This is a genomic window from Brevibacterium sp. GP-SGM9 (assembly GCF_047300845.1).
In the GTDB taxonomy this organism is placed as follows: Bacteria; Actinomycetota; Actinomycetes; order Actinomycetales; family Brevibacteriaceae; genus Brevibacterium.
Genome location: NZ_CP178563.1, coordinates 2,823,098 through 2,843,946, shown reverse-complemented (window position 1 = coordinate 2,843,946; position 20,849 = coordinate 2,823,098). Strand labels below are relative to the sequence as shown.

Sequence of the window (20,849 nt, the reverse complement as noted above, 5' to 3'; positions counted from 1 at the left end):
GCGATACTGAACACTCAGTCCCACCAGCGTGATGACGAGCGGCGGAACCGACTTTCGGTTCCGCCGCTCGCCTGTATCCGCCTGCAGCAGGGACATAAGCACACACGAGTGACACAACGCACCGGAGGAACGCTCTGTTATGTCACTCCCGGTGCGGGATGCGCAGGACCCGCCGACGCCTGACTAGAGCAGTGAGCTCGTCAGGCGGGCCACGTTCTCCACGTATTTGTGCAGCAGCGGCCTGTCGGCCCAGCGCTCACCGTCGAGTTCGACGGAATTCGGCGCATAGCGACGGGCCTCGAGGTCGTACATGCGCTGGGTGAACTCCTTGTCGACGATGAACATCGTGACCTCCATGTTCATCGCGAACGACCGTTCGTCCATGTTCGAAGAGCCGATGATCGAGACCTCATCGTCGATCATGAGGAACTTCGAGTGCAGCACCGTCGGCGCGTGGTACAGGAAGATCCGCACACCGGCCCGGACCAGTTCGTTGTAGTAGGACTGCTGTGCCCGCTGCGTCAGCCAGTGGTCGCTCGTCTCTCCGACGTAGAGGCGGACGTCGACGCCGGACCGGGCCTCCGTGGTCAGCGCGTGCAGCAGCGACTCATCGGGCACGAAGTACGGTGAGCACACGACCACGGTCCGGTTCGCGTTGTAGATCAGGTGATTGAACAGCCGCAGATTGTTCTCATCCTCGAACCCCGGCCCCGAGGGCACCACCTGCGCCTGGATGCCGCCCGATGAGGGAGCCTTGAGAGCGAGCTCGGAGGACTCATCGAGGAACTCGTTCGTCTCCGAGTACCAGTCGGTGACGAACACGGCATCGAGCTCCTCAACCACCGGTCCCGTGCACTCGAGGGAGAGATCCATCCATTGGAAGCCCTTCCGCAGGTTTCGGCGCTTGTTGTAGGAGCGGTCGATGATGTTCTGCGACCCGGTGAAAGCGACCGTGCCGTCGACGACGAGGATCTTGCGGTGGTTGCGCAGATCCGGTCGCTGGTACTCGCCCCGCCACGGTCGGATCGGCAGGGCCCGGCGCCAGGGCACACCGGAGGAGTCGAGGCGTTTGATCAGCTCGGAATATCCCGGATAGCCCAGTGATCCGACGTGGTCGATGAGGATCCGCACACTGACGCCGCGCGCGTGGGCGGCCAGCAGCGATTCGAGCAGCCGCCTCGTCGTGTCATCGATGGCGACGATGTAGAACTCGAAGTGCACGTACTTCTCGGCCCGATCGACGGCATCGGCCATCGCCTCCATGCACTCGTGGTTGTCCACATGCAGGTGGAGGTCATTGCCGTGCGTCATCGGCAGCGCACCGAGGTCGAAGTTGAGCTGGGCCGCCGTGCTCAGCGGCTCGGGCATATGGTCCGAGTCGCCGATGATCGCCCGGTCGTGGATCTGATCGCGGATGATGTCGTTGATCAGCGTCTGCTTCTCCCGCCGCCGCTTCGGCAGCTTCGACGAACCGAGCAGGATGAATGCGGCGACCCCGACATAGGGGATGAGGAAGATCGCGAGCAGCCAGCCGAGGGCGACCGAAGGCCTGCGGTTGTGGGGGATCCAGCCGAGCGCGACGATGCGGATGATCAGATCGAGGCCCACCAGTGTGACGATCAACCAGCTCGGCCACGCCTGATCGATCGTGAGGAAGGGGTAGATCTCCACGCCGCTCACTCTCGTCCGCTCTGTCTGTGTCGCATCTGTCTCGGGCCGGCTCCGACCGCTCCGGGCCGATCCCTCGGAACCAGGAACCGGGGCCGGTCGCTCCGTGCTCGCCCCCGGACGCTCGACCACCTCGGCGAGTGCCTGCTCCCCTGAGACGATCGGTCAGAATTTCACCTGCCCACCATCGTATCCTGCCCGCTCAGCCCGGGTGACGGCTCACCCCGGATCCCGCGCACGCCGCATAGGCCAGGCATACTGGAGGGTGACTTCAAGACGCAAGCGAAGGTGCTGATCGTGATTCGAGACATCTCCCCCGAGGGATCCGACCCGAGCGACCGCGCGGATGCTGCGGATCGCACGCAGGTGGCCGATCCGGCGGCCGTGCCGGTCCGCCCCGCCGTCAGCGTGCTCATGCTCCGCGACTCGACCGCCGGGATCGAGGTCTTCGTCCAGCACCGAGTGTCGACGATGGATTTCGCCGCCGGCGTGGTCGTCTTCCCCGGGGGCCGCGTCGATCCGATCGATGAGCGCACGGCGCCGGGGATCGAGGTCCCCGATCCCGCGGTGCACCGTGATGCGTGGGCGAAGTCGACCATCGCCGAGGTGGCCGAGGGTTGGCGGATCCTGCTGGCGACCGCGGTGCGCGAGGTCGAGGAGGAGACGGGTGCGGTCCTCGATCCGGCGGGGCTGAAGCCCTGGGCCAATTGGGTGACTCCGGTGGGCCGGCCGAAGCGCTTCGACACCTACTTCTACACGGTCTCGGCCGAGGCGGTGGAGTCTGCGCACCACCAGACGACCGAGGCGCACACGAGCGAATGGCGCTCGGTCCACGACATCCTCGCTGCCGAGTACGCCGGCGAACTCAAGCTGATGCGCCCGACCTTCGTGCTGCTTCGCGAGCTCGCCGGATTCGACTCCGTCGCCGAGGTCATCCGGGGCGATCGCGCGATCGATCCGACCCGGCCGGAATTCCCCTCGAATCGCGGAGCCTGACCGGGTCGCGGGGCCTGATTCCTCCGTCGCGGGGCCTGATTCCTCCGGAGGATCCGGAGAGCTCCACCCGAACGCGTTGTTCAGCCCCCGGGGCGCCGAGCTCAGCCCTTCGAGCGGGCACGCATGGCCGCCAGGCGCTCGGCGACCACGGCCTTCTGCTCTGCGGTGCCGAGCAGTGAGGCGAGCGCCTCCTGTTCGGCGCCGAGGCCGACGCTGAACTCGGCGTCATAGGACAGGTCGACGAGCCGCTTGGACCAGACGAGAGCTGAGCGCGAACGCCCGGCGATCTGCGCGGCGAGCTCAAGGGCGCGGGCCACCGGGTCCTCGGCGAGCTCTTCCACGAGGCCGATCCGCTCGGCGGTCGCGGCATCGACGGCGTCGCCGGTGACGATGAGCTTCTTCGCCATCGCCGGGCCGACGAGCCGCGGCAGCAGCTGGGTGCCGCACATATCGGGGATGATGCCCCATTTGATCTCCATCAGCGACAGCTGGGCGTCATGGCCGGCGATGCGCATATCGGCGCCCAGCGCGATCTGCATTCCTCCGCCCAGCGCGGCCCCGCGGATCGCAGCGATGACGGGCACCTCGACCAGCGACCAGACGTGCACGGCTTTCTGCGCAAGGGCGCGGGCCGACCCGAGCCGGGACCCGACATCGACGGCATTCTCCGAGGAACCGGTCGCGACCCCCGCCTCGGCGATCCTCGCCATCTCTGTGAAGTCGAGGCCGGCGCTGAACGCCCGACCGCGCCCGGACAGGACCACGGCCCTGACCTCGGTCGCGTCTTTCACCGCCAGCCCCGCCTCGACGAGGTCCTCGAAGACCTCCCGGGTCAGCGAGTTGAGCTTCTCCGCTCGGTCGATCTCGACGCGGGCGATGCCCGAGTCGATGGAGTAGACGACGGTCGAATGCGCGGCAGTGGGCATGAAGGCTCCTTCGTGGTCTGGATGCAGCCGCCGACAGCGACCGGATCACCCTCGGCGACTGAACGACTGATCAGTTGCGTTTTCTGAAGCCTAGCGGAGCACCGCTCAGGGTCAAGACCAGCACCGCGAACAGCGCGGTCGCGCACATGGCGACGACGCCGGGCCAGGCGAAGTCGGTGAACAGGACCGCCGAGAGCCAGGCGCCGAGGCTCGTGCCCAGATAGTAGACGGTGAGGTAGACGGCGGCCGAGCGCGTCGAGTCGACCCCGGGACGGGCGGCACTGGCCGCGGCGGAGGCTCCTGTGTGGCCGAGAAAGAAGCCGCCGGTCAGCAGCGCCATGCCGAGGATGATCACGACGAGGGAGTCGACGAGCGTCAGCCCGGCCCCGAGCAGCGCCGTGATCATGCCGATCAGCGTCAGGCGGGTGCGCGAGAACTTCGTGGCCAACCGCCCGTAATAGGTGGTGACGACGGTGCCGACGAGGTAGATGAGGAAGAACAGCGCGACCGCGCCCTCGCTGAGCTCCCAGGGTTCGTTCTGCAGGCGGGAGCCGAGCATCGTGAAGGATCCGCCGAAGACGATCATGCACAGGAAGCCGGTGAGGTAGATCCGCCACAGTCCCCCGCGCAACGGGATGATCGCCCGCCGAGGCGGCACCGCGGCGTCCGTGGGATCCGCGGCATGCAGGGCTCCGTCGTCGCTCGCGGAGTCTCGATCTGTCTCGTGCGCGGCCCTGCTCTTCGCTGTGGAGAACACATCGTGGCGGAGCAGCCAGACGACGATGAATCCGAAGAGCAGGGAGACGGCCCCGGTGACGGCGAGCCCGCCGTGCCAGCCGAGCAGCTCGGCGGCCAGCCCGGTGAGCAGTCGCGAGGCGAGTCCGCCGATGGTGTTTCCGGCGATGTAGACCCCGATCGCTCCGGGCAGCGCGGCCGAAGGCAGCCGCAGCGAGAGGTAGGCCATGGCCGTGGCCGGCACCGAGGCGATGGCTGCGCCCTGGAGGAAGCGGACGGTGATGAGCAGTTCGGGACTCGGCATAAAGGGCAGGATGAGCGCGAGGATCGCGGCGAGGATCACTCCTCCGGCGATCTGCCGGGCGTGGCCGATGCGGGAGGCGAGCATCGAGAAGGGGATGAGGAAGACGGCCATGGCCACGTTCGTCGCCGACACCGTCAGGCTCGCCGTCGGTGCATCGATGCCGTAGGCGTCCCGGATGGCCGGCAGGAGCCCCTGCGTCTCGTAGAGGACGAGGAAGACCGCGACTCCGGCGAGGAAGACTGCCGCGACGGTGCGCCGAGTGCTCGTCGGACTCGGCTCACCTGTGCTCATGAAGGCAACGCTATGCCCGCCGAGGTGATCGTCCCAAACCATTCCGCCCTGCGGATGCTGTGACAGTGCGCACAGCAGGACGGATGATGGGGAAAACCTCAATGCGCACGGCTTCAGCGGTTTCTTAGGCTGGACTCAGGTCCCCACCAGCCGTCCGTCCCCGGCTTCTCCTGATTCGAGACTCCGACGCACCGCAGGATTCGAATCACCGAGAGCAGCGATGATTGAAAGAGAACCGCCACGATGTCCGTGATCTCGCCTCCCGAGCTCTCCCCTCCCCCGCAGTGCCCGGACCCGGCCGCCGCAGCGCCGCGCAACCGTTCCTTCCTCCTTACCTGGATGCTCTCCCTGTTGGCAGGATTCCTCGGCGCCGACCGCTTCTTCACCGGCCGGTGGGTCACGGGCGTCCTCAAGCTGATCAGCCTCGGCGGGTTCGGGATCTGGTGGATCGCTGACCTCGTCATCGTTATGGCCGGCGGGCTCCGCGTCGGCCGGGCTCCCCTGCGCGGGTACGAGGCGGGCAAGGAGATCGCCTGGATCACGACCGGGTTCCTCATCATCATCGGCTACTCCCTGCAGATCGACGACCGCATCGTCGCCCTGCTCACACAGCTGTTCTGAGTCTCACTTCTCCTCCTGGCCTCGACCGCCACTCAGCTCGCCCCTCAGCCGAAGCCCCACCTCGGCGGGCCTGCCGTTTGCGGACTATTAGCCCGACCTTTCCTGAAATCCGCCGCGAGCAGGTCTAGGCTCACGAATAAGATGGTTCAAGGAGGCACGATGAAACGGCAATTCCCCATTGTCCGACTGGTCACCGGAGATTCTCCGGGCAAGCAGATCGCCCAGTTGGCGGCTACGGCATCGGCGCTCGGCCTCGGTGCGCTGGCCGCCTGGGACATGACTCAGAAGAAGCATTCGATCCTGCGCAACTACCCGATCGCCGGTCACGCCCGGTTCCTGCTCGAGTCGATCCGGCCGGAGATCCAGCAGTACTTCATCGAACGCAACTGGGACGGCCGCCCCTTCAGCCGCGACACCCGGACCACGATCTACGAGCGGGCCAAGGGAGTCCACTCCGAGCACGCCTTCGGCACCGAACACGACGTCGACCGCACCGGCTACGAGGCGCTCATGCATTCGGCGGTGCCCATCGCCAACGCCCCGACCCCGCCGCGGGTGCGCATCGGCGGCGAGGAATGCACCCAGCCCTATGACATCTCACTGCTCAATGTCTCCGCGATGAGCTTCGGATCGCTGAGCGACAACGCCATCCGCTCGCTCAACAAGGGCGCGGCGATGGGCGGCTTCGCCCACGACACCGGGGAGGGATCGATCTCGCCCTACCACCGCGAATTCGGCGGCGACCTCATCTGGGAGCTCGGCACCGGCTACTTCGGGGCGCGCACCCCCGAGGGCGACTTCGACCCCGACGTGTTCGCCGAGAAGGCCAAGGATCCGCAGGTCAAGATGGTCTCCCTCAAGCTCTCCCAGGGCGCTAAGCCCGGCATCGGCGGTGTCCTGCCCGGACCCAAGGTGACCGAGGAGATCGCCGAGATCCGCGGCATCCCCGTCGGCAAGACCTGCATCAGCCCACCCGGGCACAGTGTGTTCTCGACTCCGATCGAGCTGCTCGAGTTCATCCGCCGCATGCGCGAGCTCTCCGGAGGCAAGCCCGCCGGCTTCAAGCTCTGCCTGGGCTCACGCACGGAGTTCCTCTCGATCGTCAAGGCCATGGTCGAGACCGAGATCCTGCCCGACTTCATCATCGTCGACGGCTCCGAGGGCGGCACCGGCGCGGCTCCGCTCGAATTCGAGGACCATGTCGGCCTGCCGCTGACCCAGGGTCTGATGATCGTGCACAACGCGCTCGTCGGCGCGGGGTTGCGGAAGAAGATCAAGATCGGGGCCTCGGGCAAGATCGCCAGCGGCTCCGACATCGTCAAACGCCTCATCCAGGGCGCCGACTTCACGAACTCGGCGCGGGCGATGATGATGGCCGTCGGTTGCATCCAGGCCCAGGCCTGCCACACCGGCAAGTGCCCCGTGGGCGTGGCCACACAGAATCCCCGGCGAGCGCGCGCGGTCGACGTCCCCGACAAGTCCACCCGGGTGAAGAACTATCAGGAAGCTACCGTCGCCGAGGCGGTCCGGCTGATGGCCTCGATGGGTGCGGCTCACCCGGACGACCTCGAGCCGACGATGCTGCGGCGCAATGTCTCCGCATCGGAATCGTGGTCCTATGCCCGCCTCTACGAATGGCTGACGCCGGGTCAGCTGCTCAATGGCGCTCCCGATGATTGGGCGGCCGACTGGCAGACAGCCCGCGCCGACTCGTTCACGATCCCCCGCGGACACAGCCGCTGAGCGGCCGGCTCTGGGCGGCCGGCTCCGAGTGGCCGCGCGCCGGGACCGGAGTGGCTGCGCGCCGGGACCGGAGTGGCTGCGGCCCACCCGGGCCCGCTGAGCGCCACCCACCGAACCGATTCACACTGGAGGCATCACGACCACCCTCGTCTTGCTCCACTCCGCGCTCGGGCGCAATGCCGGCATCGACGCCCTCGCCGAGAAGTTCACGGCGGCCGGGCACACCGTCCACACTCCCGACTTCTACGAAGGCCGGACCTTCACTACCGCCGAGGCGGGTGTCGGTCACGCCGAGGAGATCGGGTTCTCGAGGCTCGTCGACCGGGTGGCCGCGGCATGCGCGGGGTTGCCCGGGGAGTTGGTCTTCGCAGGCCTCTCGCTGGGCGCCGGGATCGCGCAGCAGATGGGCAAGAACGACCCTCGGGCCCGCGGGGCGCTGCTGCTCCACGGCGGGGGATTCCCGAAGCCGACGCGCTGGCAGTCCCAGGTCCCGGTGCAGATCCACTTCGCCGTCGACGACGAGTGGCGCGATCACGGCACTGCGGAGTTCCTCTTGGAATCGGCCGCCCGGGCGGGCGCTCAGGCCGAGCATCTTCTCTACCCCGGCGCGACCCACCTGTTCAGCGACGAGACCTCCCCCGACCACGTCCCCGAGCACGCCGAGCTTCTCCTCGCCCGCGCCCTGGAGTTCCTCGACCGGGCATAAGAGCCGCATCGCGATGGTCAGTCGCAGTCCTTTCGCTGCGGGCCGCCCCACCAGACCGCGCATCGCCGAAAGCAGACCTCAGCGTCGAGAGCTGACTTCCTGAAGTCGACTTTCGACGCTGCGGTCTGCGCTCGGCGTTGCCGCCGGCGCTCGGTCATCGGTACTGCACCCACCACTCGGCGCTTTTGTCACTTCGGCACAGTCAACCTCTATTCTTTAAGCTCCTTTTATTAACTTTTGATTTCGTTTGCTTGCGTTAGATGCGTTTCAATGTAACTATATTCGAATGGCTCGTGTATATACGAAGCAGGAACTGATCCGACTAGGGTTGACGGAGAAAGATGTCCGCAACGCCCTTCGGTGTTGCCTTAGGCGAGTGCGCCGGGGATTCTTCGCCCCTGTCCGCCCATGCGACTCACCCGCCCACGCATCTCTTCATCCACACACCCCAACACAGCCTGCAGACTATCCACACACCTACGGGGACATCCGGGACCACAGCGAAAAGCTGAAACTGCTGATCAGATCCCGACTGCCCGATCTCCAGCCGACCGATGCGTTCTCCCACATCTCGGCCGCCCTGCTCCACGGCATTCAGCCTCCCTATCCTGCGACCGAACAGGTCGAGTTCACTCGAATTGGCTATCACGCGAACTTTCCCGAACTGCGCATCTATGACCGGGCACTCACGCGATCCGAGCGGGTGAGGGTCGGAGAGTTCCTCGTCACCGACCTCGCCCGCACGCTCGCCGATCTCGCGCATGACTATCCCCTAGAGATCTCGGTGCCGATGATCTCGGAGGCTCTGCACTGGAGAAGGGTCGGCAGATCGGAACTGGACGATCATCTGAGCAGCCGACGACGAGGCAGCCGAACGGCCAGATCAGCCTTCGACCTCGCAGATTCCCGTCATGAGTCACAGGGAGAATCGCTGTGTGCCGTCAAGTTCCACCGACTCGGCATCCGCGGAATGGTTCCACAGGTCGATGTCTACGATCGAGCGGGCTCCTTCATCGGCCGGGCCGACTTCCGGCATGAAGACCTGCCGCTGATCGCCGAATTCCATGGCCTGGGCAAGTACTATCTCAACGCCGATGGGCCGGATAGAGCCAGCAAAGACAATCACAAGCGTCACATGAAGCTGACCAACGCCGGCTACACCGTCTTCAATCTGGTGTGGGCCGATCTGTTTCGCGACGAGCTCTTCGTCGCAATCAAGCAGCGCATCGCCGAAAGCGGACCGCAGCATCGAGAGCGGGGTTCATGAAGCCTGCCCTCGACACCGCGGTCTGCTTTCGGCATCACGGCCATCGCCCCGGAGCTAAGGTTGCCGCCCGGGGCAATACTGGAAGCCGGTGCCGCCTCAGCCCATGACGAGGCCGTTGTCGACGACGAGGTTCTGGCCGGTGACGGCACGGGAGGCCGGGGAGGCGAAGAACACCACCGCCGAGGCGAACTCCTCCGGAGTGGTCACGCGCCCCAGCGCGCTCGCCTCGGCGATCTGGTCGAAGACCTCTTCGGGTGTCGCCGAGGAGGCATCCGTGGTCCGCAGCAATCCGCCCGAGACCATGTTCACCCGCACCCCGGCATGCCCGAGGTCCTTGGCGAAGGTCCTAGTCAGAGACAGCAGTGCCGCCTTGGCCGCGGTGTAGTCGTGGTAGGGCACGACCGGGTTCTGGACGAGGTTCGAGCCGATGTTGATCACCCGTCCGGAGCCGATCTCACGGAACCCGCTCATCGCCGCCTGCACCGTATTCAGCGCCGCACCCACAGCTCCCTGGAACTGATCGGCGAAGTCCGAGTAGTCGATCTCATCGGCCGGCTGCCGATCGCCGCCGTTGAAGGAGAAGTCGATCAGCGCGTTGTTGACCACGGTCGACACCGGTGCCCCGAACTCGGCGGCCGCGGTCTCGAACATCGTATCGACCGAGCGGGAGTCGGTGACATCGGCCTCAACGGCGAGGGCACGACCGCCGCGAGCGCGGACCGCCTCGGCGAGCTCCTCTGCAGAGTCGGCAGAGTACCGGTAATTGATAACGAGAGCGGAGCCCTCGTGGGCGAAGGCCTTGGCGATCGAGGAGCCCAGGCCGCGCCCGGCTCCGGTGACGAGGACGATCTGCTGGTCGAGGGGCATGGCGGCGGTCGTGAAGGCCTGGGCGTTGCTCATCGCGATTCTCCTTCGAATGCTCGGCGTCTCCTCACCCTACCCGCCACGGGCCGAGTGCGGCGTCGGCCGCAGCCCGAGTGCGCTCTCGGGCCGCGGAAAACGCACCGGCGAGGTGAATACCGGGCCGATCATCCATAGACTGAAGAGACGACCACTATTGTCCATCCCCAGAAAGTTCCCCCTATGAACGAGATCGGCGCAGCCATCTCCATCGGCGTACTCGCAGCAATCGTCGTCCTCGTCGTCTACCTCATCGGCGCGAAGATCGGTCGCTGGCAGCCGGCGCCCCGCTCACCCCAGGGCGGGCCCGGTCAGCAGGGACGCTATCCCCAGCAGCCCTACGGACAGGGCCAGCAGCACCCCCAAGGCCAGTACACCCAGGGTCAGTACACCCAGCCGACCCGGGCCTACGGCAACGAGGACGAAACCCGCGTCCTGCCCGCGAACGCGGGCTACGAGACTCGTCGCGGCGCCGCGGAGGGCTACGACGACGCCGAGCCCCGCGCCACGAAGGCGGAACTGGCCCGCAACATCGGCCACTCCGGCCAATTGGTCGAAGCGAACCGGAGGGCAGCCACGGCCTCGAACGGCGACACCCTCGCCGTCTTCACCTACATCTTCGGTGCCGCACTCATCGCGGTCATCGCGTTCGTCTTCTTCAACAATCTCATCCTGCCCGCGACGATCGGCGCACTCACCGGCGCGATCGTCTGTGTGGCCCTGGCCGCGACCTTCTCCCTGAAGGAACTCGACTTCTGGCCTGACAATGCCACGATCACGATCATCAACCTCCTCGTCGCCCTCGCGGCGTCGATCAGCATGTACATCGGCGCCGAGCGGACCGAACGCGACGGCTTCAGCCTCAACGGGATCACCGACTCCTTCGACCCGCTGCCCTTCAGCGAGGGATTCTCCGCCTTCGCCATGGCCATCGGCGATCGGGTCGTCGACTTCTTCAAGGACTACGGCTTCCTCGGCTTCGTCTTCCTGCTGCTCATGGGCGTCGGCTGCATCATCGTCTTCACCCTTGCCGCGAAGTCCCTCATCGACGTCATGGACTGGCGCATCTTCGCCCAGTTCGGCCACTGGGTCACCGACCGGCCGATGGCCCATTCGCGGGCCGTTCGCTACCAGTCCTCAAAGGTCTCGCACACGGTCACGTCGATCATCCTCGGCATCATCGCGATTCTCTGCTCCACCGGAATGCTCTACGATGCATTCACATGGTTCACCCGCTGATGACTCCTCGCTGAGAACCGACTCAGCAAGGGAGAGATAAGATAGTCTCCGGACTTCCCCCGTCGTGGCGCGCCCCGCGTGTGTCGCAGCGGCCCTGCAGACTTCGACGAACTACCCGAAAAGGGATGAGTACCTCAATTGGCGAATGGCAACGCAACATTTCGGCACTCGAACGTGGCGCTTCTCGGCCTGACCGAGATCGAAGCCCCGAACCGAGTGACCTCGCAGGAATTCGACGAACGCCTCGCCGATACCCTTTCATCCCTCCACCTGCCCCAAGGTCTGCTGCAGCGGGTGGCCGGAGTCGAAGCACGCCGCAACTGGGATCAGCCGAACCAATTCGTCGACGGTGCGATCGCTGCCGGCAAGCAGGCCCTCGCCGAGGCGGAGGTGTCCCCCGCCTCGATCGGACTGATGGTCAACACCTCGGTGACCCGTGAGCACCTGGAACCGTCCGTGGCCGTCGGCGTCCACGCCGGAATCGGACTCGGCCCGCAGGCGATGAACTTCGACATCGCCAACGCCTGCCTCGGCTTCGTCAACGGCATGACCCTGGCCGCGAACATGATCGACGCCGGACAGATCGACTACGCCCTCGTCGTCGCCGGTGAGGATGCCTCCCGAGTGCAGGAGGCGACCCTGCGTCGCCTCAACCGTCCGGAGATCACCCGCGAGGAATACCTCAACGAATTCGCCTCCCTGACCCTGGGCTCGGGAGCGGCCGCCGCGGTCCTCGGCCCGGCCGACAGACATCCCGAAGGCCACCGCATCCTCGGCGGCATCAACCGAGCGGCGACCGAGCACCATGCGCTGTGCGTCGGCGACCACAACGGCATGTTCACCGACGCCAAAGGCCTGCTCGCCGGCGGCATGGAACTCGTGGTCGCGGCCTGGGAGGAAGCCCACGCAACCGGCTGGGACTGGCGTGAGATGGACCGCTACGTCCTGCATCAGGTCTCCGATGTGCACACGAATTCGATCACGAAGGCCGCGAACCTCGATCCCGACCGGATCCCCGTGACCTACCCCGAGCTCGGCAATGTCGGACCCGCGTCCCTGCCGATCACCCTGTCCCGCGAGGCCGAATCCCTCAAGCCCGGCGACCGCATCCTGTGCATGGGCGTCGGCTCCGGCCTCAACACCGCCATGACCGAAATCGAGTGGTAGAAGAGTTCATGAGATATCCTGCACGGCCGGCCACGACTCCCCCGCAGCTGCCCGAGTGGGACCCCGCCTGGTCCCGGATCGTCGAAGCCGAGACCCCCGACGGACGGCATTCCTTCCACGTCCTCGACACGCTCTCCGTGCTCCGCGAGGCCGGCCTCGAGCCGGAGGGCACGATCCTCGCGCTCCACGGCAACCCCACCTGGTCCTATCTGTGGCGCAGGCTGGCCCGGGCCACCGTCGAGACCGCTCGCTCCGGCGGGCGCGTGTGGCGGCTCATCGCCCCCGATCAGCTCGACATGGGCTTCTCCGAACGCCTGCCGCACGATTCGGCCCCCACCCCGCAGTCCGGTGAGGTCCGTCGCATCGCCGATCGCATCGACGATTTCGATGCCGTGGTCACGACCCTGCTCGCCGAGGCGGCCGGCACTGCCGGTGCCGGATCCGGACGGACCGCCGGGACCGACGCCGAGGCGGCCGGCAGTGCCGTTGCCGAGCACCCGATCGTGACGATCGGTCACGACTGGGGCGGGGTGCTCTCCCTCGGCTGGGCGGCCAGGAACACCGATGTCGTCTCCGCGGCGATCAGCCTCAACACGGCCGTCCACCAACCCGAGGACGCTCCGATCCCCGCCCCGCTGCGGGCCACCCTGGCCGGCCCGATGCTGCCGACGGCCACAGTGCTCACCGACGGGTTCCTCGGGGTCACACTGCGCCTCGGCGATCTCTCACCCGAGACCAAGGACGCCTTCCGTGCCCCGTACCGTTCGGCGGCGCTGCGGCACGGGATCGGCGGCTTCGTCGCCGACATCCCGGTCGACGAGGCTCATCCCTCACACCCGGAGCTCCAGCGCATCGGAGCCGACATCGCCGCCTTCGAACACCCGGCCCTGCTGGTGTGGGGGCCGAGGGACCCGGTGTTCCTCGAGCGCTACCTCCGTGATCTGCGGCAGCGCCTGCCGCGGGCCGACGTCCATCGCTTCGAGACGGCCTCCCACCTGCTCAGCGAGGACCACGACGTGGCCGGCCTCGTCCTCGACTGGCTGAGCGATCGGTTCCCGGCAGCGCGCGAACGGCCGTCCGCGACAGAGCCGACCACCGCCTCGGCGCCGGCAGGATCGACCTCCACCGCAGCCGCGGATTCGTCCGCCACGTCTGCCGCGGCCCCGGCACCCCGGGCGGTCACCGCGATCCTCGATGCCCGTCGCGACGACGAATCGGTCGCCTCGGTGGACTTCGCCCAGAACCCTGCACAGCAGATCACCTGGCGCCACCTGTGGCACGTGACGACGAGCATCGCCAGCGGCCTGCTCGAACTCGGCGTGCGCCCGGGCGATCGGGTCTCGATGCTCGTGCCCCCGGGCAACAATCTCACCGCCGCCCTCTACGCCTGCCTGAAGATCGGGGCGGTCGCCGTCGTCGCCGACGCCGGACTCGGCCCGCGGGGCATGACCCGGGCGACCACCTCGGCGGATCCGCAGTGGATCATCGGCGAGCTGCCCGGCCTGAGCCTGGCGCGGGCCTTCGACTGGCCCGGTCGACGGATCTCCGTCAAGCCCCTCAACCGGGTCCAGTCCACGCTCCTCAAGGTCGAGACCAGCCTCACCGCCCTCTCGCGCACCCCGCACCGCGTCGAGCTGCCGACCCCGCCCGCCGAGGCCGATGCCGCGATCCTCTTCACCTCCGGATCGACCGGGCCAGCCAAGGGCGTGCGCTACACCCATTCCGACATTTCGGCACTGGCAGCGGTGCTGACCAGGGTCTTCGATGTCAGGGAAGGCACCGGTCTGGTTGCCGGCTTCCCGCCCTTCGCGCTCCTGGGACCGGCCATCGGGGCCACCTCGGTGACTCCGGACATGTCCGTGACGAAGCCGAAGACGCTCACGGCGCAGGCGATCGCCGACGCGATCATCGCCGGGCACTCGACGATGGTCTTCGCCTCCCCGGCCGCCTACCGCAATGTCGCCGCCACCGCCGCTGACCTCGACGAGGATCAGCGCGCCGCATGCGCACGCATCGAGCTCGTGCTCTCGGCTGGGGCGCCCGTGCCCGGAGAGCTCATGGATGCCATCGCCGAGGTGTTCCCGAACGCGAGCATTCACTCGCCGTACGGGATGACCGAAGGCCTGCTGCTCACCGACATCGACCGCGCCGGAGTCGCCGAGGCTGCCGAGACCGGACACCTCGGCGTGTGCGTCGGTCGTCCCATCGACGGCGTCGAACTCGCGCTGGCCCCGATCGACGAGACCGGAGCCTCGGCCGACGACCTCCTCGTGGGCGCTGAAGCCCAGGACCGCCTCGGCGAGTTCGTCGTCAGCGCCGCCCACATCAAGTCCGGCTACGACAATCTCTGGCACACCACCGCGCTCTCGGCCCGGGACGACCTCGACGGCAGCACCTGGCATCGGACGAACGACATCGGGCGCATAGACTCCGCCGGTCGGGTATGGCTCGAAGGCCGCCTCCAGCACGTCGTGACCACCCCGCGCGGGCCCGTGGGTCCCGGCGGTCTCGAAGCGCTCATCGACAGCGACGAGGCGGTCAGCCGCAGCGCCGTCGTCGGCATCGGGCCCGCCGGTACACAGGCGCTGGTCGCCGTCATCGACGCCGAGGGTACCTCACTGTCCCCCGGCTTGGCGCCCTTGGATCTCGCGGCCAGGCTGCGCGCCCGAGTCGCCGAGGTCGACGGCAGCGACCTCTCGGCAGTCCTCGTCGCCCCCGAATTCCCGACCGACATCCGCCACAATTCGAAGATCGACCGCTCCCGACTGGCGGCCTGGGCCGAGAGCGTCCTCGCCGGCGGTCCGGTGCGCGGCCGGATCTGAGGAGCACTCATGAGAATCACCGTCACCGGGGCCTCCGGGCTCCTCGGCTCGTCCGTGGCTCGCGCCCTCATCGCCGCAGGGCATGAGGTCACCACCCTGCAGCGGCGGCCCTCCGGCGCGGAAGGCGCCCGCGACGTCATCGGGTCCGTGACCGATCCGTCCACCGTCACCGAGGCGCTGACCGGCGCCGAGGCGGTCGTGCACTTGGCGGCGAAGGTCTCGATGATGGGTGATCCCAAGGATTTCGAGGCCGTGAACATCGGCGGCACGCGCACCCTCGTCGAAGCGGCGCAGGCGGCGGGAGTCCCGCGCCTCGTCCACATCTCCTCGCCGTCGGTAGCGCACACCGGTGAGTCGATCATCGGAGAGGGAGCGGGACCGGCCTCGCCGGATCATGCTCGCGGGGAGTATGCCCGCACGAAGGCCGCCGGTGAGCTCATCGCGTTGGCAGCGGATTCTGCGGACTTCCGGGTGCTCGTGCTGCGGCCGCATCTGATGTGGGGGCCGGGGGATGCACAGCTGACCGAACGCGTCATCGATCGCGCCCGGTCAGGGCGGATGCCGGTGCTCGGATCGGGTGCGGCACTGGTCGACACTCTCTTCGTCGACAATGCGGTCGAGGCGATCGTCGCGGCGGTCGGCGCAGTCGATGCCACGCACGGGGAGGCCCTGGTGGTGACGAACGGCCAGCCGCGGCCGATCGGTGAGCTAATGTCGCGGATCGCCATCGCCGGCGGCGCGTCCGAGCCGAAGCTGCGGATTCCCGTGGCCCCGGCGCTGGCGGCCGGTTCAGTGGTCGAGAAGGTGTGGGATCTGGGTGAGCATGACGATGAGCCGCCGCTGACGCGTTTCCTCGCCGAGCAGCTCTCGACCGCGCACTGGTTCGATCAGCGCAGGACCCATGAGGTGCTGGGTTGGCGGCCGCGGGTCAGCGTCGAAGAGGGACTGGAGATCCTCGCCCGGCACTATTCGGCCTGAGCAGACATCCGCTCATCCGCTCAGAGGCGGTAGCTGTTCCGGTTCTCCGCCGAGTCGTCGGGGTCGTCTTGCTTACCGGCGTCGTCGCTGCGATCCGAGCTCTTGCCCGTCGAGTCGGCCGAGTCTGCGTCATCGTCGGGGGCCTTGAGTCCTTCGGCTTCGCCGGTCTCCGCGGCTTCGGAATCCTCGAGCGCATCCACCGAGACTCCGGGTTCTCCTGTCGGTGGGTTCTCAAGCGATGAACCTGTGGCGTCCTCGTCGAACTCGTCGGGGGCAAGAGTTTCGGGGCTGTTCGCCGGTGCGGGCGGTACAGGGGACTCCTCAGCACTCGACTGCGGCGGCACACTCGGGCGGATCGGCGGCGGAGCAGGCAGGTCCGTGTCTTCGCTCGGCCTCGCCTCGGGCACGGCGGCGTGGCGCCCGGTGGTCGGTGTCGGGTCAGCGCTGGGCGCGGGCTCGCTGTCACCGGAGCTCGTAGCTGCGTCGCCTTCGCTGCTACTGTCGCCGACCGCGGGGGCAGGATTCACGTTCGCCGGTTTCGGCTCGGGCTGCGCGGTCTTGACCGTCAGGGCCTCGGTGCCACGCTCGGAGGGCACCTCCGAATCGGGCGCGGCTGCGGATCCAGGCACCCCTGGTACGGCTGCCGTCTCAGTCTCAGTCTCGGTCTCGGTCACAGTCTGAGTCGTCGTCTCGGGCAGTGCCGACCTGCTCGGATCGGAGCTCGAGTGAGCACTAGAATCGAGGCTCGATTCCTCGGTTGGGCCGGCCGATTCCACCGAGGACCGCTCGCCGGATTCCGGGGATTCCGCAGATTCCGTGGCTTCCGGAGTTTCAGAGGTTTCCGGAGAATCCGCCTCGGCGGTGGCCTTCGGGTCGACATCGGACTCGGATGCCTCCGCGGCCTTCGGTGGGGGCACGGCACCCTCGATGTCGTCGAGACTCACACCCGCCTCGGCGGCCAGGCGTGAGCGGCGTTCGGCTCGGGCCTTCGCCCGCTCCTCCTCGCTGCGCTGCGGTTTCGCCTCCTCCGATTTGCTCTGAGTCGGCTTCAGGACTTCCCAGACCAGCAGGATGATGAGCATCGTCAGGCCGACTGTCAGGCCCATGAAGATCGAGCCCCACGGCCGTTCCATCGAGAAGAAGTCGACGAAGACGTTGAGCCCGAACAGAACGCCGAGTCCGAGGATCAGTGCAACCAGGAATCTCATAACCCCATTGTGCCCTGTTCCGGGGTTTCTGCCGGGATCCGGGGGTGGATTCGTGCTCGAAATCGTCGCACTCCGGCCTCGACGAAGGACGACGACTCCACCCCCGCCTCGGCGATCTGCTGTGCTATGGGTCACAATGAATGCATGGATACGAACTCGCAGAACACCGCACCCGGCTACGAGGATGTCGTCGCTCGCATCGCCGAGGACGCGAACGGATTCTGGCTCGAGCAGGCCACGAAGCACATCGACTGGGGCACCGAACCGACTCGGGCGGTCGACGATTCGACTGCTCCGATCTACCGCTGGTTTCCCGACGGCGAATTCAATGTCTGCTACAACGCGGTGGACCGCCACGTGGCGAACGGACTCGGCGACCGGGCGGCGATCATCTACGACTCCCCTGTCACCGACACCATCCGCACGATCACCTATGCGGAGCTGCAGGGCGAGGTCTCGCGCTTCGCCAGAGCCCTGTCCGACCGCGGCGTGACCAAGGGCGATCGCGTCGTCATCTACATGCCGATGGTGCCCGAAGCCGCGATCGCCATGCTCGCCTGCGCCCGGATCGGCGCGATCCACTCCGTAGTCTTCGGCGGCTTCGCCCCGAACGAGCTCGCCGTGCGCATCGACGACACGGCACCGAAGGCCGTCATCTCGACCTCGTGCGGCGTCGAGAAGAACCGCATCCTCGAGTACAAGCCGATGCTCGATGAGGCGATCGACATCGCCGAAAACAAACCCGAGTTCACCGTCATCGTCCAACGCGACGAGCACCGCTGCGAGTTGGGCGAACGCGACCTCGACTATGCCGAACTCCTCGCCGCGACGCCGGAGGGCATCGACCCGGTCACGGTCAAGGCCACCGATGAGCTCTACGTCCTCTACACCTCAGGCACGACCGGCAAACCGAAGGGCATCGTCCGCGATTCCGGCGGCTATGCGGTCGCCCTGGCCTACTCGATGCCGAACATCTTCGGTCTCAACCCGGGCGACACGATGTTCACCGCCTCGGACGTCGGCTGGGTCGTCGGCCACTCCTACATCGTCTACGGGCCGCTGCTGGCCGGGGTCACCTCGGTGCTCTTCGAGGGCAAGCCGATCGGCACCCCAGACGCCGGCACCTTCTTCCGGATCATCGAGGACCACGGCGTCAACGTCCACTTCACCGCGCCGACGGCCATGCGCGTGGTTCGCAAGGAGGATCCGGAGGGCGCGCTGATCAAGAAGTACGACCTGTCCAGCCTGCGGGCGTCGTTCCTCGCCGGCGAGCGCCTCGACCCGGATACCTATGAGTGGACGACGCAGATCCTCGCCGAGGCGACTGGACGTGAGATTCCCGTGGTCGACAATTGGTGGCAGACGGAGACCGGCTGGCCGATTGCGGCGAATCCGCTCGGTCTCACCCGCTTCCCGCTCAAGGCAGGATCACCGACCAAACCGGTTCCCGGCTATCAGGTGAAGGTCCTCGACCCCTCGGGGCAGCCCGTCCCGGCAGGTCAGGAGGGTCTGATCGTGATGAGACTGCCCCTGCCGCCGGGCACCATGGCCACCGTGTGGGGCGACGATTCGAGGTTCGTGTCCTCGTACCTGGCGGCCTTCGACGGCTACTATCTCACCGGCGATTCCGGCTACCTCGACGAGGACGGGTACGTCTTTGTCATGGGCCGGACCGATGACGTCATCAACGTCGCCGGCCACCGCCTGTCGACGGGCATCATCGAGGCTGTCATCGCCTCGCATCCGGCGGTCACGGAGACCGCCGTCATCGGCGTCCACGATGAGACCAAGGGGCAGAGTCCCCGTGCCCTCGTGGTTCTCGGGGATTCCGCCGAGGCGGTCGACCCTGCCGTCGTCACCGACGAACTCGTGGCGCTGGTGCGCAAGGAGATCGGCCCGGTGGCGGCCTTCCGGCAGGTCGATATCGTCTCTGCCCTGCCGAAGACCCGGTCGGGGAAGATCCTGCGCAAGACCATGCGCGAGATCGCCGACGGAGTCGAGTCCCCGGCCGTGCCTTCGACCATCGAGGACCGAGCAGTTCTCGATGCCCTGGAGTCGGTGCTCCGGAGGTAGGGGCCGGCTCTGTCCCAGCCAGGCCCGGAACGGCCGGTCTCCGCCGGCTGTTCCGGGCCTTGGGTCTCAGGACTCCCGGCCCTGAGCGAAGCCGGCGGCGAATCCGCGCTCATATGCGTCTTCGCGGTCGCGGTCCTTCGCCCCGTGCATCCACTGCGCGAAGAACTCGCGCGGATCGCAGTCGGCATCCCAACCGCCACGCGGGTCGAAGGCGCGTCGTGGGTCGAAGCCGCCGCGCGGGCCGAAGCCGCGACGGCCTCCCCTCCCGCCTCGGCGACGGTCGTCGGAGTTACGGCGACGGTCGTCGGAGCCGCGGCGAGGGTCGTCGTCGCGGCGGGGATCGTAGTCATCACGATCGGCACCGCGGGGACCGAAACCTCCACGTGCACCGAAGTCGCGGGGGCCGAATCCCCACGGCCGTGATCCTTCACGCTCGTCGTCGGAATCAGCGCGAGGGTCGAATCCGCGGCGAGGTCCGAAGCCATGTCGGTCGCCGCGACGTCCACGCCGACGGCCGCGACCGCGGGCGAACTCACGCATCCGCTCACGCAGAGCCTCGGCGTCTTCGTCGTCCGGTGCGAGGTCGGTGACGATCTTCTTCAGCGAGGAGGTGAGGTTCTCGAGCTCTTCGCTGTCGAGCACGTCTTCGATCCGCGAGCTCACCTGGTCGCGCAGTGCGTGGATCCGTTCGCGCAGATCATCTGCGGCGGCGAATCCGTCACGGCCCTCGTTCCAAGGTTCGTCACGCACAGCGCTGTCGTCGTCCACTGCGCCTTCGTCGAGCACTCCGCTGTCGTCGCGCGCTGTACCTTCGTCAAGCACCGCGCCTTCATCGACGACATCGGCGTCACGTCGGCGATGAGCCCTGCGGCGCATGTAGGCGAATTCGCGCGGATCGATGTCGGCGTCTTCCATCGCTGCGAAGAACTCTCTGCGCAGCGTCTGTCCTGCCTGGCGGATGAGGTCGGCCAGCTGGGGTGACCCTGCGCCGGCCTCATGGCCGGCTGACGCATGGCTGGCCGGCGCATCGTCGGCTGAGGCATTGCCGCTTTCCTCATGCGCGGCCGACTCATCGGTGGACGCCTGATGGGTAGTTGGGCGGTCATCCGCCTCGGGGACCGTGTTGTCGTTCTCGGTTTCGCCGAAGTTCTTGCCTTCGTCGAAGTTCTTGTCGTTGTCATTGTGTTCGTTGGTGGACATGTCAT

The 20,849-nt window shown here is 67.2% G+C and carries 16 protein-coding genes; 10 read left to right on the top strand and 6 right to left on the bottom strand.

Annotation, left to right across the window (positions count from 1 at the left end; genetic code table 11):
* Positions 1–183 precede the first annotated feature (183 nt).
* Complete coding sequence (cls, locus tag ACH82I_RS12835; RefSeq protein WP_413333116.1) at positions 184–1,671, bottom strand: cardiolipin synthase; 1,488 nt, start codon at positions 1,669–1,671, stop codon at positions 184–186.
* A gap of 294 nt (positions 1,672–1,965) precedes the next feature.
* Between cls and ACH82I_RS12830 the strand changes: the two genes are divergently transcribed.
* Positions 1,966–2,664: an NUDIX hydrolase gene (locus ACH82I_RS12830; RefSeq protein WP_413333114.1), complete on the top strand. Its 699-nt coding sequence runs from the start codon at positions 1,966–1,968 to the stop codon at positions 2,662–2,664.
* Between the two features lie 101 nt (positions 2,665–2,765).
* Here ACH82I_RS12830 and ACH82I_RS12825 read toward each other — a convergent pair whose 3' ends face one another.
* Together ACH82I_RS12825 and ACH82I_RS12820 are read right to left on the bottom strand one after the other, a co-directional pair.
* Positions 2,766–3,590: an enoyl-CoA hydratase-related protein gene (locus ACH82I_RS12825; RefSeq protein ID WP_413333112.1), complete on the bottom strand. Its 825-nt coding sequence runs from the start codon at positions 3,588–3,590 to the stop codon at positions 2,766–2,768.
* A gap of 70 nt (positions 3,591–3,660) precedes the next feature.
* Positions 3,661–4,920 carry an MFS transporter gene (locus ACH82I_RS12820; protein ID WP_413333110.1) on the bottom strand — a complete coding sequence of 420 codons (1,260 nt, stop codon included), beginning with the start codon at positions 4,918–4,920 and terminating at the stop codon, positions 3,661–3,663.
* Positions 4,921–5,163: 243 nt separating this feature from the next.
* Here ACH82I_RS12820 and ACH82I_RS12815 point away from each other — a divergent pair, with 243 nt between their 5' ends.
* The 4 genes from ACH82I_RS12815 (at position 5,164) to ACH82I_RS12800 (ending at position 9,257) form a co-directional block, all read left to right on the top strand.
* Positions 5,164–5,541, top strand: a complete 378-nt coding sequence (locus ACH82I_RS12815) for a TM2 domain-containing protein (RefSeq protein WP_413333108.1) — start codon at positions 5,164–5,166, stop codon at positions 5,539–5,541.
* Positions 5,542–5,700: 159 nt separating this feature from the next.
* Entirely contained in the window at positions 5,701–7,284 is a 1,584-nt protein-coding gene (locus ACH82I_RS12810) for an FMN-binding glutamate synthase family protein (RefSeq protein ID WP_413333106.1), read from the top strand.
* A 151-nt stretch (positions 7,285–7,435) separates the two neighbouring features.
* Positions 7,436–7,990, top strand: a complete 555-nt coding sequence (locus ACH82I_RS12805) for a dienelactone hydrolase family protein (protein ID WP_413333104.1) — start codon at positions 7,436–7,438, stop codon at positions 7,988–7,990.
* A 286-nt stretch (positions 7,991–8,276) separates the two neighbouring features.
* Positions 8,277–9,257 (top strand): hypothetical protein, encoded by a 981-nt coding sequence (locus ACH82I_RS12800; RefSeq protein ID WP_413333102.1) that lies wholly within the window; start codon positions 8,277–8,279, stop codon positions 9,255–9,257.
* Between the two features lie 96 nt (positions 9,258–9,353).
* On the opposite strand, the gene ACH82I_RS12795 is transcribed toward ACH82I_RS12800, so the two are convergent.
* Positions 9,354–10,157, bottom strand: a complete 804-nt coding sequence (locus ACH82I_RS12795; RefSeq protein WP_413333100.1) for a 3-oxoacyl-ACP reductase — start codon at positions 10,155–10,157, stop codon at positions 9,354–9,356.
* A gap of 183 nt (positions 10,158–10,340) precedes the next feature.
* Here ACH82I_RS12795 and ACH82I_RS12790 point away from each other — a divergent pair, with 183 nt between their 5' ends.
* The 4 genes from ACH82I_RS12790 to ACH82I_RS12775 all read left to right on the top strand — a co-directional run bounded on the left by ACH82I_RS12790 (position 10,341) and on the right by ACH82I_RS12775 (position 16,363).
* Positions 10,341–11,396, top strand: a complete 1,056-nt coding sequence (locus ACH82I_RS12790) for a hypothetical protein (RefSeq protein WP_413333099.1) — start codon at positions 10,341–10,343, stop codon at positions 11,394–11,396.
* 138 nt (positions 11,397–11,534) lie between these two features.
* On the top strand, positions 11,535–12,563 hold the full coding sequence (locus ACH82I_RS12785) for a 3-oxoacyl-ACP synthase III (RefSeq protein WP_413333097.1): 1,029 nt from the start codon (positions 11,535–11,537) through the stop codon (positions 12,561–12,563).
* 8 nt (positions 12,564–12,571) lie between these two features.
* Complete coding sequence (locus tag ACH82I_RS12780; RefSeq protein WP_413333095.1) at positions 12,572–15,385, top strand: alpha/beta fold hydrolase; 2,814 nt, start codon at positions 12,572–12,574, stop codon at positions 15,383–15,385.
* 9 nt (positions 15,386–15,394) lie between these two features.
* Positions 15,395–16,363: an NAD-dependent epimerase/dehydratase family protein gene (locus ACH82I_RS12775; protein ID WP_413333093.1), complete on the top strand. Its 969-nt coding sequence runs from the start codon at positions 15,395–15,397 to the stop codon at positions 16,361–16,363.
* A gap of 20 nt (positions 16,364–16,383) precedes the next feature.
* Here the strand turns inward: ACH82I_RS12775 and ACH82I_RS12770 are convergent, their stop codons facing one another.
* A complete protein-coding gene (locus tag ACH82I_RS12770) occupies positions 16,384–17,571 on the bottom strand; it encodes a hypothetical protein (RefSeq protein WP_413333091.1) in 1,188 nt (395 codons plus the stop codon).
* A 144-nt stretch (positions 17,572–17,715) separates the two neighbouring features.
* Between ACH82I_RS12770 and ACH82I_RS12765 the strand changes: the two genes are divergently transcribed.
* Positions 17,716–19,644 carry an acetate--CoA ligase gene (locus tag ACH82I_RS12765; RefSeq protein ID WP_413333089.1) on the top strand — a complete coding sequence of 643 codons (1,929 nt, stop codon included), beginning with the start codon at positions 17,716–17,718 and terminating at the stop codon, positions 19,642–19,644.
* A 66-nt stretch (positions 19,645–19,710) separates the two neighbouring features.
* Here ACH82I_RS12765 and ACH82I_RS12760 read toward each other — a convergent pair whose 3' ends face one another.
* Entirely contained in the window at positions 19,711–20,844 is a 1,134-nt protein-coding gene (locus ACH82I_RS12760; protein ID WP_413333088.1) for a hypothetical protein, read from the bottom strand.
* Between the last annotated feature and the right edge of the window lie 5 nt (positions 20,845–20,849).

Coding starts and splice junctions, on each gene's coding strand:
- ACH82I_RS12825 (WP_413333112.1), bottom strand. CDS start 3,590: ATGCCCACTGCCGCGCATTCGACCGTCGTCTACTCCATCGACTCGGGC.
- ACH82I_RS12820 (WP_413333110.1), bottom strand. CDS start 4,920: ATGAGCACAGGTGAGCCGAGTCCGACGAGCACTCGGCGCACCGTCGCG.
- ACH82I_RS12815 (WP_413333108.1), top strand. CDS start 5,164: ATGTCCGTGATCTCGCCTCCCGAGCTCTCCCCTCCCCCGCAGTGCCCG.
- ACH82I_RS12810 (WP_413333106.1), top strand. CDS start 5,701: ATGAAACGGCAATTCCCCATTGTCCGACTGGTCACCGGAGATTCTCCG.
- ACH82I_RS12800 (WP_413333102.1), top strand. CDS start 8,277: ATGGCTCGTGTATATACGAAGCAGGAACTGATCCGACTAGGGTTGACG.
- ACH82I_RS12795 (WP_413333100.1), bottom strand. CDS start 10,157: ATGAGCAACGCCCAGGCCTTCACGACCGCCGCCATGCCCCTCGACCAG.
- ACH82I_RS12790 (WP_413333099.1), top strand. CDS start 10,341: ATGAACGAGATCGGCGCAGCCATCTCCATCGGCGTACTCGCAGCAATC.
- ACH82I_RS12780 (WP_413333095.1), top strand. CDS start 12,572: ATGAGATATCCTGCACGGCCGGCCACGACTCCCCCGCAGCTGCCCGAG.
- ACH82I_RS12775 (WP_413333093.1), top strand. CDS start 15,395: ATGAGAATCACCGTCACCGGGGCCTCCGGGCTCCTCGGCTCGTCCGTG.
- ACH82I_RS12770 (WP_413333091.1), bottom strand. CDS start 17,571: ATGAGATTCCTGGTTGCACTGATCCTCGGACTCGGCGTTCTGTTCGGG.
- ACH82I_RS12765 (WP_413333089.1), top strand. CDS start 17,716: ATGGATACGAACTCGCAGAACACCGCACCCGGCTACGAGGATGTCGTC.
- ACH82I_RS12760 (WP_413333088.1), bottom strand. CDS start 20,844: ATGTCCACCAACGAACACAATGACAACGACAAGAACTTCGACGAAGGC.